Below are 14,120 nucleotides of genomic sequence, written 5' to 3'. Positions count from 1 at the left end.
TATAGTTTTATCGTTAATTTTTTTACTTAAATTAATTCTGCCGAATTGTTGTGATTCGGTTCGCAATCTGGATCTTTATTCATCTTCAATTGAAAATCTGCTGGTGAAATTGCCTAGAAATCAGTTTTTACTTCCAATTTTTATCATCATTTTGCCTCTTTTTTTCTATTGAGAAGTAAGGTTTGTAATACGCAGTGAATAAGGCGCAGCAGAGTAATGGATGCTTGAGGTTAACATTGATTAAATTTAACTAGTCATCACTCTGGATGCATCAATGGGGTGGTTGTTCCGTTGATGGTCATGGAAATATAGTGATAAAAAAGCCTGCAGAGTGCAGGCTTAATGGTGTTGATGTACTTAGAGTGATGTCAGTAGCTTTTGCAATTTATCGCGCTGCGCTTCGATGTGAGAGCGTTCAGGGCCGTGCTCCTGACAATGATCAAGAATGTAATCTAACGAATTAAGAACGGTACGCCAGCGAGGTGTTTTAGGCAGTGTCTCGATACGTAAGTACTTGTCTAGTGTCCGAGTCTGTAATGTGCTTCTATCGAGATACACTCGCCATAGCCCACTCTGCTCTGCAAAGGTAAACTTGCTTTGGTTACTGACCCGTTCCCAGTAATCTAAAGCACTGGTCATTGCTTCAACCAGTACTTCGCGCATTAAATCTTGCTTAGATTGACTCTCTCCCGATACTTTGTCGGCGATACGAGTGAACTCGCCACCGAGTTCTTTGAGCTGTTGCAGTTTTTCTTTATCGCCTTCAAATGCGTAACTGGATAGCGCTTCAATAGCGGTTTCAAGGTTATTGATGCGCGCTGCATTGATGTTTCCACCCACGTTAAAGATGTACATAGCCTGCAACCCAGAGCCATCCGGTAGTCGTAACACATCAGCAGACATATGTTGACGTGTATCTTCGACATAGATATCGATATTACCGCAGTAATGCTCTTGCTCGACGACTAAGTATTTGGGAGCGATGAGTTCTTCCGCATTTGAGCGCTTTAGTTGTTCTTGGCTGCGCTTAAATAACCGAGCCGCCGCTTCGTTCGCAAAGCGAATTTTATGATCGTCTCGAATGCAAATAATGGCCTCAGGAGCAGATTCAAGCTGCTCTAGTAGACGGCCTTGGGTTTCCAATAAACTGGCCTCTACCATTGCTCTATGCTTCAGCTCTTGTTGCAGTTGGTTGTTCTCAATACGTCTTTGTTCAGCTTTGCTGGCCGTTAAATGCGCCGTAATACGTGCAGCGAGCTCTTGCTTATTAAAAGGTTTCGATAAGTAATCGTTCGCTCCCGCTGCAAAACCACGAACTCTATCGTCAGTTTGATTTAATGCCGTCAACATAATGATAGGTAGCTCGGCATGATCGTATGTTTCTCTTAACTTTTCACAGACTTGGTAGCCGCTTAATCCTGGCATCATAATGTCGAGCAGTAGAAGTTCCGGTTTTTCTTTTTCGACCGCGCTAATGACTTCATTGCCATCTTTAGCGGTGCGGACTTGATAGCCTTCTAAACGTAGGAAGCTGTCTAGGACACGCAGATTGACGGGTTCATCATCTGCTATCAGTAGCACTGGGCCTTCTTTATTTTCAGGTAGTGAATGCATTTCAGGCAGTTCAATGTCTGAAATGGTCGGAGATTGGAAATGGCCAGCTTCCATATAGCTTGTCGATTCAATTTCCGCTTTTGATGCTAATGGTAAGGTAAAGCTGAATGTCGTACCGACCATCGGTTGGCTACTGACATAAAGCGTTCCTTGCATTAATTCGATCAATTGACGGCTGATCGAAAGACCCAAGCCTGCGCCTTGTCGATAACGACTGGCATCTTGCCCTGCTTGAATCAGTGGTTCGAAGATGTGTTCAAGTTGTTCAGCAGGAATGCCTTGCCCCGTATCGACAACTTGGACACGAATCTTGTCATCAACCACATTGGCTGAAATGACAATTTTCCCTTCAGTCGTATATTTAATGGCGTTTCCTACAAGGTTATAAAGCACTTGCTCTAATCGTTGTGGATCGGCAGAGACCCAAATGCATTCATCAGGGATTTGGTTTATTACGCGAATGGGCTTTTTGTTGAGTAGATGGTTAGACAGCTCTAACACTAAGCGTGTTGCACCGGATAGATCAACAGCACACTGTTTGATATCCAAGCTGCCATAGCGCATCTTATGATAATCGAGTAAGTCATCGACCAAGTTTGTCAGCCGTTGTCCACTGCTGATGATTATGCCCAATTGATAACGATGATCGGCGGTGATAGTTCCACTTGACCCAGAGATCAGTGCTTCTGCAATACCGACCATACCGTGCAGCGGTGTTCTTAATTCATGTGACGTTGTGGCTAGGAATTCATCTTTTAGTTTGTTAGCGAGATGCAACTCATCGTTCTGTTTGCGGATTAATTGAATGTTGCTTTCGAGCTCTTTATTTTGCGCTTTAATCAGCTGCATTTTTTCTCGGATTGAACGCTGCATACGCTCAAAACTCACTGCGAGTCGACCAATCTCATCTTTACGATCGGTATTGATAACATTTTCATCTAAATCCCCAGCTGAGACTTTTTCTGCCGCCCAAGTGAGCTTCAGTAGGGGAGAGGTAATAAAATTAGAGAGATAATGTGAAGCGATGACGACTAAAATAATCGCGGTTAGCATGGCGAAAATAAATAACTTCTCAAGCTGATGAACTCGCGCATAAGCCTCTTTTTCTGGTATCTCTACGACCAAGGCCCAATTGATGTTTTTGTTTGCAACAGGTGCATAGGCGGCAATGGTTTTCTCATTCAATGTATTGGTGTAAGTACCAACGGCACTCAACCCAGAAAGCGCAAGATTGATCACTTTTTGACTAGTCTCGATTTCTTGCTGCGTGTAAGAGAGTATTCGAGAATGATGATCTTGCCCGACGAGTAAAGTTCTTATTTGCGATGTCGCATTGGTGTCAGCAACGAGCTTTGTGATGCCATTGTTTGGTAGGCGGAACATGGCGTAGCTGTGCAGGTAGCCCTGTTGAATAATGGGAGCGCCAAGCCAAGCAACTGATTGCCCTTCTTGTTGTGAAAAATCAGAAATAATGACTGGTGTATATTCTTCATTGATTTTTCGTTGTTCGCCAACTTGCTGCTCTAACTGGCGGAATGTTTTACCCAGATTGCTATCTTTGTATTTTCCGGTCAGTAAATTCGTCCCATAGTTGTCGTGCTTATAAACGGAATAAACGACATCACCATCGAGATCCACCAGTAAAATATCGTCAAAATCAGAACGTTTAAGCAGTTCTAAATACGCCCAATGATAGCGTTTGTGCAGTAGGCGATACCGTTCACTGCCTACATAGCTGCTCGATTGTGGCAATATTGACGTTTTTATCTGATCACCAGAGCCAGGAATATAACGCTGCTGGGCATGCTCACGAGCTTGATCAATATCCAGACCAAGTCTTTGGAACGCATTGACTAAGCCGTAAAAGCGCCCTCCACTAGCATAAGCTAACTCTGAACGGACAAACCCCATCACTTCTGATTCTTTGGCCGTGAGGTAATCGAGAACTTGCTGTTGCTTAGTGTCTCTGACTGACAATAAGTGAGACGTGCTTTGTTCTTGAAGATCTTTAGTGTGTGATTGCAGAAAAAAAATGGCAGTCACAGTTAAAGGCGTGATGCTCAAAACGAGAAAAGCCAGCATAAGAGTATTTTGCAGGCGCTTAAATTTTTGCTTACGAGAGAACCTAAACATAGAAAAAGGCATTACTTTCCGTGAGGCTTTAACGGCATGAGGTAGTCGTTAAAGTGAATGAAAAAAACAAAGAAAACCTAAAGTGACGAAATTAACGAGTTTTTTTACTTTGACAAGTAAGTCCTGTGGAAAGCGTGGTCACTAACGCAAAATTCGTAAAAATCATCCAGTTTAGTGACCAATTGAGAGTGGATTACACTTATTGTTGCGACTTTTGTAATGTTTTTTTTGCGTGGTAAATGATGAATTTGTTAGTCTTATTTAACACCTCGCAATGACCATAAGCCTGTTCAATCAGCGGGGTATATTTAAGAAAACTGTTGGCCACAATAAAAAGTTCGCCTTTCACGGTTTGATGGCTTGGTGCGTTAGCCAGTAAGGCTTCTGTCGCACTATAGCTGGTCTCTAATCCGGAGTGGAAAGGGGGGTTTGAGACGATAAATTGATAATCTTTAGCGGTATCTGAGTAGACATCAGAGGCAAATACATTCCCTGATATGTTATTTGCTATCAAGGTTGCTTTGGTTGATTCAATCGCAAGCGCGCTGATATCGCACAGTTCAATCTCGATATCTGGGTTTAATGTGGCCATTACTGTACCCAACACACCAGCACCACAACCAAAGTCGAGAACTTTTCCTCTCAGTTTAGGTAGTGTATCGAGTAACAGTTGGCTGCCGAGGTCAAATTCGCCATGACTAAATACGCCAGGTAAACTTTTTACAATCAGTGAGTGTTGCTGATACTGCACCTGATAAGTTTTGAACCAGTCTGCAATTTGGAAGCTTGGTGGCTGCTGAGTGCATTGCCCCCAATAGAACGAACAGCGTCGAGCTGAATCATACTTTTTAACCACCCCATAAGCTGCAAACATTTTTTCAATGCTTTTTATGCCCGAGCGGTTTTCACCCACGACCACAATCTCAGTCTCTTTGCCCAGTTTGGCCAACAGCATCGCAAGCAGATATTCAGCTTCCTGCTTCGCTTTGGGCCAGTAAAGCAGAATCATGTCAGCATCGGTTTCTTGCTCAAATTGAGCGCCAAAATGACATGTAATTTGCGAATAGGATTCAAGTTGGCGGTAGTAACCATAATGAGTGGTGAACACCGAAACAGAGCGACAATGATTAGCTAACTCTACAGGAAATAAATCCTCCGCTTCTCCAGCCACTAAAAGATGTTTTCCTTCGAAATAAGCAAGCTGACGCTGGGCAATTTGACTTGGTGCGGTGTAACTGGACATAGTGGGCTCTGCGCTAAAAAAAGAGGGGCAGATTCTCGCACAGTCTGCCCCTTGCTTCTAGCTTGATCGTCAGTAAGTCAAAAGTTAGCTATTATCTTGTTGATTGAGAAAACCTTTAAACTCTTCCTCATAAATATTAAACAGCACCATAGTGATGGCAAAAATGAGTGGGCCGTAAATTAACCCAATCAGGCCAAACAGCTGAATACCACCGAGCAGAGAAAAGAAGATCATTAAGGTGTTCATGCCCGCGCTCCCTTGCATTAAAAAGGGCCGCAATAAATTATCAATTGAGCCAACAACGATAACGCTCCAGAGGGCCAAGAATATGCCCCATGTGCTATCTCCGGTTAGAAAGAGATAAATAGTGGCTGGAATCCATATCAGAGCAGTGCCGACAACCGGAATAAACGAAGCAAACCCCATCATAGTGCCCCAAAATAACCCAGGAAAACCGGCGAGCCACATACCAAACCCGCCCGCAAAGCCTTGCGCTATTGCGGTTAAAAATGACCCCATGACAGCCGATTTGGAGACTTGCTCAATTTCGCAGAGCAACCTGTCTTCTTGACTACGCGACAACGGCAAGATGTGCCTAAGAGCGCTGATGAGCTTATCGTGATCACGGAGTAGGAAAAACAACACGAACAGCATTAAGAAGAAATCCATCAAAAAACTGGTCGCATCACCCAGCACTTTTGCGCTAATACTGACCAAGTTGGTACCAAATGAACTGGCAAATTGCCCCACTTTTTGTGCGATTTGTTGTGGCTGAATTTCATCAAAGGGCAAATATTGATTCGCAATGGCGAGTCCTTTGACAATCCAAGGATGAGCAAAGGCGGTTTGAATGCCACCATGAGTGACCCATTGGTACATGTTCTGAGAAAATACCGACCCTTGCTGCACAATAGCAGCAAAGACAAACAGCAGTGGAATCACAATAATAAACGTCAAAATAATACACGAGAGAAACGAGGCGGTATTTTTGTATTTGGGGATTTTTCGTTCGAGCCACTCATGAATGGGAAACATCAATAACGAGATGATGAAAGCCATCACAATCGAGTTGATATAAGGTGCAATCAACAGATAACAAGCAATAGCCGCAGCGACAAGTGCCGCAATGAGCACCCAGTGGCTAGAGGTGATTTTCACTTTTTCTGACACGTTGTTAATCCAACCTTGTAAAGTAATAGGGTTATAATGACTGCAAATCAGCGTGTTATCAATGAGGAACTGATGAGATGGGATGTTGTGATAATGAAAAAGGGTGTCAAAACCAGCATAAAAAAAAGTTGAAGCTACCGTGGTTTGCCATCAGCATGATGGCGTTGGTCGTTTTAGTGATTTATTACTGGCAATGATAGCTTGCTTATTGAGTCTGAAATAAATAAAGGGCTGATCTACAGCCCTTTATAATTATGATGAGTCTGCCTAATGGTGCTTATTCCGCTTGAGCTGCCATCATCGCAAAGCAGCGATCGGCCGCTTCTAATGTCGCTTCAATTTCTTTGGAGCCGTGCGCCAAAGAAGTAAAACTTGCTTCAAAAGCTGAAGGCGCTAAATAGACACCATGATCGAGCATCAAATGGAAGAAGCGCTTGAAACGTTCAACATCACATTTTGCGACTTCTTCATAACAGGTGACGCGTTCTTGATCGGTAAAAAAGAAGCCGAACATGCCACCAACTTGGCTGACCAGCAAAGGAATACCGTGTTTGTCTGCGAGTTCTTTGAATCCATCAGCCAATTGCTTTGTTTTGGCCGCGAGACGTTTTTCATTGCCTTCTTCTTTTAGAAGCGTCAAGCAGGCATAACCCGCAGCCATAGCCACAGGGTTACCTGATAGCGTACCAGCTTGGTACACCGGGCCCGTTGGAGCGATGTATTGCATCACATCACGGCGTCCACCAAAAGCGCCAACAGGCATACCACCGCCAATCACTTTCCCTAGCGTTGTTAAGTCTGGTTTGATGTTGTAGTAAGCCTGTGCACCACCTAGTGCAACACGAAAACCTGTCATTACTTCATCAAAGATCAGCAGAGCGCCTTCTTGGTCACAAATCTCACGTAAGCCTTCATGGAACCCTTCTACTGGTGGAATGCAGTTCATGTTGCCCGCGACTGGTTCGACAATAATGCAGGCTATTTGCTCTTTATTGGCCGCGAACAATTCACGTACAGATTCTAAATCATTAAAAGTGGCGGTCAGTGTATGTTTAGCAAAATCAGCAGGCACACCAGGAGAGCTTGGTTGGCCTAATGTTAAGGCGCCAGAGCCTGCTTTTACTAGCAAACTGTCCGCATGACCGTGATAGCAGCCTTCAAATTTTAAAATTTTATCGCGCCCAGTGAATCCACGAGCTAAACGAATGGCGCTCATCGTCGCTTCGGTACCGGAACTGACCATACGCAACTGTTCCATCGATGGAACCAGCTCAGAAACTAATTCTGCCATATCGATTTCCATCTCGGTCGGCGCACCAAAACTGAGACCGCGCTGCGCTGCGCCTATCACGGCTTCACGAATGACCGCATGGTTGTGGCCTAGTATCATTGGCCCCCAAGAGCCGACATAATCAATATAAGCTTTGCCATCAGCATCAAAAATCAACGGGCCGTCTGCGCGGTCGATAAAAATCGGCGAGCCACCAACTCCGTTAAAAGCACGTACAGGAGAGTTAACTCCACCGGGGATTGCACGTTGTGCCTTTTGATAAAGCTCTGCTGATTTGGTCATGGATTTATCCTCTTCTGCTTGTTCGGACCAGTTGGTGTCGCATTGTATACCCAAACTCACCAAAGACACTTTTTTTCACTCATTTTCTGAGCCCATTCACAGCCAAATAAGCGCCGTATAGTGTACAACTCACGCGACAGTGAGTGTTTTTTCAGTGCATAATGCCTCGATAGTTGGAGTTTTAGCTTAAGTGACGGTGAATACTTGAACGAATAGGTCAGGTATTAGATAATCATTGCATTATTAAAAAAGAATCACCTTTACAGGCATAAGTTAAGCATAATAAGTCTGACAGGTATTAACACGAGTGAGAGAGGCCATCGTGAGTGAAGTAAATGTACCATTGTCATTTTCTGATACTGCAGCACAACGCGTAAAAATGTTGATTGCTGAAGAAGAGAATCCAGCGCTAAAACTGCGCGTTTATATTACTGGTGGTGGTTGTAGCGGTTTTCAATATGGGTTTACCTTTGATGAAAATGTAAACGATGGCGATACCACAATAGTTAATAGTGGCGTGACATTAGTGGTTGACCCGATGAGCTTACAATATTTGATAGGTGGCATTGTCGATTACACAGAAGGCCTAGAAGGCTCTCGTTTTTTTGTCAATAATCCTAATGCAACAACAACATGCGGTTGTGGTGCATCATTTAGTGTTTAACTAAAAAAGGTTCGATGCACAATTAATCTACTGTAGCTAATTAAGCTTAATAGCCCTACGTATTTGGATGTTATGTAGGGCTTTGCCTTAACCTTAAGAAGGCAAGAACATAATAAAGGATTATTTATGCCTGATACCAAAATCAGCCGTTCATCTATTGGCCGCTTTTTTTCGCAACGACCTTGGCTACTCTCGACGATTTTTATCCTACTTCTCTGTTTTTGGTTAGGTTTTGGGGCATTGAAAGCGGAAGAGCCCCGGCAAACTGCCAATGACACCATTCCTCTTGCGAAAGTTATTTACCAATCTTTTGAGGCTGAATTGACCGATAAGCATATCGATCTTTACGGTCGGACCGCACCTAATCGTCAAGCTAAAATTGGTGCTGAAATCGCAGGGAAAATTACTCAGATATCGATAGCAAAAGGACAGCCTGTCAATAAAGGACAACAGATCGTCTTAATCGATCAAGCTGATCTAGCGGCTCAATTAGAGAGTGCGCAAGCCTTGTTCAAACTCAAACAAAAAGAATTCAGTGCCGCTGAGTCGTTAAAGAATCGAGGCTTACAAGGCGAAGTGGCCTTTGCTTCGGCGCAAGCCGCTTTGGCGGAAGCCAGCGCTGTGCAAAGTCGTGCTCAATTGGCTTTGCGTAATACGTCAGTTGTGGCTCCCTTCGATGGCATTGTTGAAGACATCTTGATAGAAAAAGGCGATTTTGTCGGAGTAGGTGACCCGATGGTCACCTTTATTGATCTCAGTAAATTAGTGATAGAAGCGGATGTCAGCGAACGACACATCCAAAAAATCAAACAAGACCAAATTGCTCGTGTACGTTTTATCGATGGTTCTACTGTTGATGGTAAGGTTCGTTATATTTCTCGCGTCTCATCACCTACCACCAACACGTTTGCTATCGAAGTGGAATTAGACAATCCCAATCAAACGATCCCCGCGGGTGTGAGCGCTGAAGTGGAGATGAGTTTGGAAACACAACTGGCGGTGAAAATCACGCCTGCCATGCTTGCGCTGGATGATCAAGGAAATTTAGGTGTTAAAACTCTGCAGCAAGATCGTGTTCGCTTCATCCCCATTCAATTGGTAAAAGCGGAGCAAGATGGTGTGTGGCTAACTGGGCTAGGGGAGACGGTGGATATTATCACCGTTGGGCAAGGTTTTGTTCGAGATGGTGATCAAGTTATTGCGGTCAAGAAACCTAACCACTCAGCGCAGTAGGGGGCGCCATGTTTTCTATTATTGATGCGGCGCTCTCTCGCTCGCGCACTATGTTATCGCTGCTGATTTTTATCTTGATCGCTGGCGTAGCGACCTATTTTTCGATCCCTAAAGAATCGAGCCCTGACATTACTATTCCTATTATTTATGTCTCCGTAAGTCATCAAGGCATATCACCGAGTGATGCTGAGCGCCTTATCGTGCGGCCCCTAGAGCAAGAAATGCGCTCTATTGAAGGCGTAAAAGAGATGACGTCGAATGCTTCCGAAGGGCATGCTTCTGTAGTTTTGGAATTTAACGTTGGCGTTAACCTTGATAAAGCGATGGCGGATGTGAGAGATGCGGTCAATTTGGCCGAGCCGAAGCTACCCGCAGACAGCGATGAGCCGACCGTGAACGAAGTAACATTGGCATCAGAGCAACCGGTATTATCAGTGGTGCTTTATGGCACTTTACCAGAGCGAGCTATCGTACAAATTGCAAGGCAGTTGAGAGACAAATTAGAAAGCTACCGACAAGTATTAGAAGTTGATATCGCTGGCGATCGCGAAGATATTGTTGAGATCATTGTCGATCCCCTATTGATGGAAAGTTACGGACTTGATCAAGGCGATATCTATAACTTAATCGCACTGAATAATAAAGTCGTTGCGGCGGGTTTCGTCGATACGGGCTACGGACGTTTTTCCGTAAAGGTTCCTTCAGTTTTTGAATCCTTGAAAGATGTGTTAGAGCTTCCGGTGAAGGTTGATGGTAAGCAAGTAATCACCTTTGGCGATATCGCGACCGTCAGACGAGCATTTCGGGACCCCGAAAGCTTTGCTCGTTTAGATGGCAAATCGGCGGTGGTGTTGGACGTTAAAAAGCGTGCTGGTGAAAATATCATCGAAACCGTTGAGCTGGTAAAAACGGTAATGGGAGAGGCGCAAAAACGGGAAGATTGGCCAAGTAATTTGTTGGTGAAATACACGTGGGATGAGTCGAAAGACGTTGAAATCATGCTCAACGATCTACAAAACAATATTCTGTCGGCCATTATTTTAGTCGTGATCGTGATTATCGCTATTTTGGGAATGAGGACGGCGCTGCTGGTTGGTATCTCAATACCAGGCTCATTTTTGACCGGATTACTAGTCTTGTCGGTGTTTGGGCTAACCGTCAATATTGTCGTGTTATTTGCATTAATTATGGCGGTTGGCATGCTGGTTGATGGAGCCATAGTGGTAACTGAGTTTGCTGATCGGCGTATGCAAGAAGGAGTGCCGCGTAAAGAAGCGTATCGAGATGCCGCAAAACGGATGGCATGGCCGATTACCGCATCAACCGCTACCACTTTGGCTGCTTTTGCCCCTCTGCTTTTTTGGCCGGATATCACGGGTGAGTTTATGAAATACTTGCCCCTCACACTTATCGCTACACTGGCCGCTTCACTGATTATGGCATTGCTTTTTGTACCTGTGCTGGGAGGCTTAATTGGCCGACCGCAACATGCTTCGGCTGCCAGTCAAGCACGGATGATTGCTTTACATGAAGGTGATTTTGCCCAAGCGACGGGCATCACCAAGCTCTATTATCACACGTTGGCCATTGCGATTCGTCACCCACTTAAAATACTGTTCAGTGCGATAGTGCTCGCGATTGTGATTGGTTTTGCTTATGCCAAAGCAGGGCTCGGTGCCGAATTCTTCCCAGAGGTGGATCCGCCTTATTTCACCGTTAAAGTTCGTTCTTATGGCGATCTTTCCATCCAAGAAAAAGACACCTTAATGCGAGAAATTGAGCAGGTGATGCTTGGCCATGAGGAATTTGAGAGCGTCTATACTCGAACGGGGGGAGAGGATGAAATTGGCCAGATTCAAATTACCCCTGTTGATTGGCAATATCGCCGCACCGTCAAAGCGATTATTGAAGAGCTTAAAAGCACCACAGATCAGTTTTCAGGGGTGGAAATCGAGTATAAATTTCCAGATGCAGGGCCACCTGTTGAGCATGATCTGGTGATTGAAATGTCGGCGCGTACTCCTGAAAATCTTAATGAGGCCGCTAAAATGGTCAGAAAGTGGGCTGATAACAATCCCGCGTTGACTAATATCAGTGACACCTCAAATAAAGAAGGAATTGACTGGCGAATTGATATTCGACGTGATGATGCCTCTCGATTTTCAGCCGATGCGACATTGGTGGGTAACACAGTGCAATTTGTGACTAATGGGCTAAAAATTGGTGACTACTTGCCTGATGATGCAAACGAAGAGGTCGATATTTTGGTGCGTTATCCAGAGGATAAGCGTGATATTGGTCGATTTGATCAGTTACGGGTCAACACACCCGCAGGTCTGGTGCCGATAACCAATTTTGCGCAGATAAAACCGGATCATAAACAAGATACGATCAAACGGATTGATGGTCGACGGGTTATCGATATTATGGCGGATCTAAAGGAAGGGTATAATCTGGCCCTTGAATTGCCCAAAGTTACTCAAGCATTGTCGGAACTGAATTTACCTAATGGGGTGGAGTTTAAATTACGAGGGCAAAATGAAGAGCAGGAACATTCCTCAGAATTTCTAAAAAATGCCTTTTTGATTGCGCTGGTGGTTATGGGGTTAATTCTGGTTACGCAATTTAATAGTTTTTACCAAGCATTCCTCATTTTAAGTGCAGTACTGTTTTCAACGGTCGGAGTATTTGCGGGCCTGCTGATTTTCCAAAAACCTTTCGGCATTATTATGTCAGGTATTGGGGTCATCGCCTTGGCCGGCATCGTGGTGAATAACAATATCGTATTGATAGATACTTATAACCAACTGATACGCAGAGGCTTGTCAAAACAAGAGGCAATTTTACGCACTGGTGTTCAGCGTTTAAGGCCCGTTTTATTGACCACAGTGACGACTATTTTAGGGTTATTGCCAATGGTACTGGAGATGAATATCGACTTGATTAACCAGAAAATTGAGTTTGGTGCTCCCAGCACGCAATGGTGGTCACAACTCGCCACGGCCGTTGCGGGAGGCCTTGCTTTTGCCACTGTCTTAACGTTAGTACTGACGCCTTGCTTGTTGATGTTGGGGCGTAAGGAACCACCACCTACTCTCGAAGAGTAATCTGCTCAATCTTACACAATGAGGCCCACATTATTGGTGGGCCTTTTCTTATTATTTATTGGCATAGAGTAATTGGCTATAGCGTTCTAGCTTCCCAAGCCTAATTTGAGCATTAGCGATAAAGGTGGTTTTTGCTTGGCCCGTTAAGGATTTAGATTGCGGTAAAGAGACCGTTCTTGGGTTTTTGTGTACACCGTTGACCAAAAATTCATAGTGGAGGTGAGGGCCGGTAACTCTTCCTGTCCCTCCTAAAGTACCAATCGTTTGTCCTTGTTTGACTCGTTGACCAGTTTTGACCATACGTCGTTGTAAGTGTAGGTATTTGGTAATGTAGGTGTTGCTGTGACGAATAAACACATAATTACCATTAAATTGGTTGTAACTTGATTTCTCAACCACACCATCGCCGGCGGCCCAAATTGGGGTACCAACTGGCGCGGCGTAATCGGTTCCTCTGTGTGCGGTGACTTTTCCTGTGACGGGGTGGCGACGCACAGGATTGAAATTCGATGTCACGCGACGAAAATCGATCGGTGAGCGTAAAAAGGCCTTTTTCATGGCCCGGCCATTTTCGTCATAGTAATTGCCTGTTGCATCGTCCAATATTGCTGTGAACGTCGTACCTTGGTTGGTAAAGGCGGCGGCAATGATATTTCCGCGGCCAATTACCTCACCTTCCACCACCTTTTCTTGGAATAGCAGCTTAAATTGGTCACCTTCACGAATATCTAACGCAAAATCCACATCCCAACCAAATATACCCGCTAACTCCATGATTTGGTTTGCTGTTAAACCCGCGCTTATCCCCGCATTCCAAAAATTTGAAGTAATGATCGCTTCGGCATAGTTGTACTGGAACATCAGCTCTTTTTTATCAAACTCAGAAGTAAAGCCATCGCCCGATTTAGTGATACGAAAGGTTTCAAAGGCGCTAATAATGCGATTGAGTTGAACAAGTTCATTATTTTCATCAAAGCCAAATTGCAGCTCATCTCCTGGCTTAAGTCGTGAAAGCTGGCTGTCAATATCACGATTTGTTGCCGTGAGTTGATAGAGTAAGCGAGCCGAAAGCCCAATTCGCTGAAATAATACGGCGGCACTTTCCCCCGATTTAACTTGATAAGTTTCCCAACGCAGCATGGTGGAAGGCGAGATAGATATTCCCGGAGAGAGTGCTTCTGCGTTAATGGTTAATGGATAATGGCGACCAATTTCTAGACGATTCGGATCCTGAGCGAGATCTTCAGGGTTTGGTAGAAATAGCAGCGCGAAAACCATGAGTGCGCTTAAAAAGGCGATGAGGATTCGATGCACCCAAGGGAGACGAGCGAAAATTGAAAGCATATTTAGGTTCGTTTAGTAAATTATAAAGAAATTAGCCGG

General features: G+C 44.4%; 8 protein-coding genes. 3 read left to right on the top strand and 5 right to left on the bottom strand.

Annotated elements, in window-relative coordinates:
• Nucleotides 1-357: 357 nt before the first annotated feature.
• From B9J87_RS12755 to hemL, 4 genes are all read right to left on the bottom strand, one after another.
• Nucleotides 358-3,747, bottom strand: a complete 3,390-nt coding sequence (locus B9J87_RS12755; RefSeq protein ID WP_026029022.1) for a response regulator — start codon at nucleotides 3,745-3,747, stop codon at nucleotides 358-360.
• 199 nt (nucleotides 3,748-3,946) lie between these two features.
• Nucleotides 3,947-4,990 carry a 16S rRNA (guanine(1207)-N(2))-methyltransferase RsmC gene (rsmC, locus tag B9J87_RS12750; RefSeq protein WP_047690089.1) on the bottom strand — a complete coding sequence of 348 codons (1,044 nt, stop codon included), beginning with the start codon at nucleotides 4,988-4,990 and terminating at the stop codon, nucleotides 3,947-3,949.
• Between the two features lie 84 nt (nucleotides 4,991-5,074).
• Nucleotides 5,075-6,160, bottom strand: a complete 1,086-nt coding sequence (locus B9J87_RS12745) for an AI-2E family transporter (RefSeq protein WP_017045856.1) — start codon at nucleotides 6,158-6,160, stop codon at nucleotides 5,075-5,077.
• Between the two features lie 277 nt (nucleotides 6,161-6,437).
• Nucleotides 6,438-7,733, bottom strand: a complete 1,296-nt coding sequence (gene hemL / locus B9J87_RS12740) for a glutamate-1-semialdehyde 2,1-aminomutase (RefSeq protein ID WP_094123984.1) — start codon at nucleotides 7,731-7,733, stop codon at nucleotides 6,438-6,440.
• 322 nt (nucleotides 7,734-8,055) lie between these two features.
• Between hemL and erpA the strand changes: the two genes are divergently transcribed.
• The 3 genes from erpA to B9J87_RS12725 all read left to right on the top strand — a co-directional run bounded on the left by erpA (nucleotide 8,056) and on the right by B9J87_RS12725 (nucleotide 12,737).
• The gene (gene erpA / locus B9J87_RS12735) at nucleotides 8,056-8,397 is read left to right on the top strand and encodes an iron-sulfur cluster insertion protein ErpA (RefSeq protein ID WP_026027518.1); all 342 of its coding nucleotides are present in this window, start codon (nucleotides 8,056-8,058) and stop codon (nucleotides 8,395-8,397) included.
• A 126-nt stretch (nucleotides 8,398-8,523) separates the two neighbouring features.
• Nucleotides 8,524-9,630: an efflux RND transporter periplasmic adaptor subunit gene (locus B9J87_RS12730; protein ID WP_094151059.1), complete on the top strand. Its 1,107-nt coding sequence runs from the start codon at nucleotides 8,524-8,526 to the stop codon at nucleotides 9,628-9,630.
• 8 nt (nucleotides 9,631-9,638) lie between these two features.
• The gene (locus tag B9J87_RS12725) at nucleotides 9,639-12,737 is read left to right on the top strand and encodes an efflux RND transporter permease subunit (RefSeq protein WP_088728621.1); all 3,099 of its coding nucleotides are present in this window, start codon (nucleotides 9,639-9,641) and stop codon (nucleotides 12,735-12,737) included.
• Nucleotides 12,738-12,788: 51 nt separating this feature from the next.
• Here B9J87_RS12725 and B9J87_RS12720 read toward each other — a convergent pair whose 3' ends face one another.
• On the bottom strand, nucleotides 12,789-14,081 hold the full coding sequence (locus B9J87_RS12720) for a peptidoglycan DD-metalloendopeptidase family protein (RefSeq protein ID WP_017048386.1): 1,293 nt from the start codon (nucleotides 14,079-14,081) through the stop codon (nucleotides 12,789-12,791).
• Nucleotides 14,082-14,120: the final 39 nt, after the last annotated feature.

It is taken from the genome of Vibrio sp. V19_P1S1T109, assembly GCF_002241375.1.
Taxonomy (GTDB): domain Bacteria; phylum Pseudomonadota; class Gammaproteobacteria; order Enterobacterales; family Vibrionaceae; genus Vibrio; species Vibrio anguillarum.
This window is presented reverse-complemented; position numbering and strand designations above follow the sequence as displayed.

Bases quoted from the DNA above. Each gene is read 5' to 3' on its own strand.
- B9J87_RS12730 (WP_094151059.1), top strand. From the start codon at position 8,524: ATGCCTGATACCAAAATCAGCCGTTCATCTATTGGCCGCTTTTTTTCG.
- B9J87_RS12720 (WP_017048386.1), bottom strand. From the start codon at position 14,081: ATGCTTTCAATTTTCGCTCGTCTCCCTTGGGTGCATCGAATCCTCATC.
- rsmC (WP_047690089.1), bottom strand. From the start codon at position 4,990: ATGTCCAGTTACACCGCACCAAGTCAAATTGCCCAGCGTCAGCTTGCT.
- B9J87_RS12725 (WP_088728621.1), top strand. From the start codon at position 9,639: ATGTTTTCTATTATTGATGCGGCGCTCTCTCGCTCGCGCACTATGTTA.
- hemL (WP_094123984.1), bottom strand. From the start codon at position 7,733: ATGACCAAATCAGCAGAGCTTTATCAAAAGGCACAACGTGCAATCCCC.
- B9J87_RS12755 (WP_026029022.1), bottom strand. From the start codon at position 3,747: ATGTTTAGGTTCTCTCGTAAGCAAAAATTTAAGCGCCTGCAAAATACT.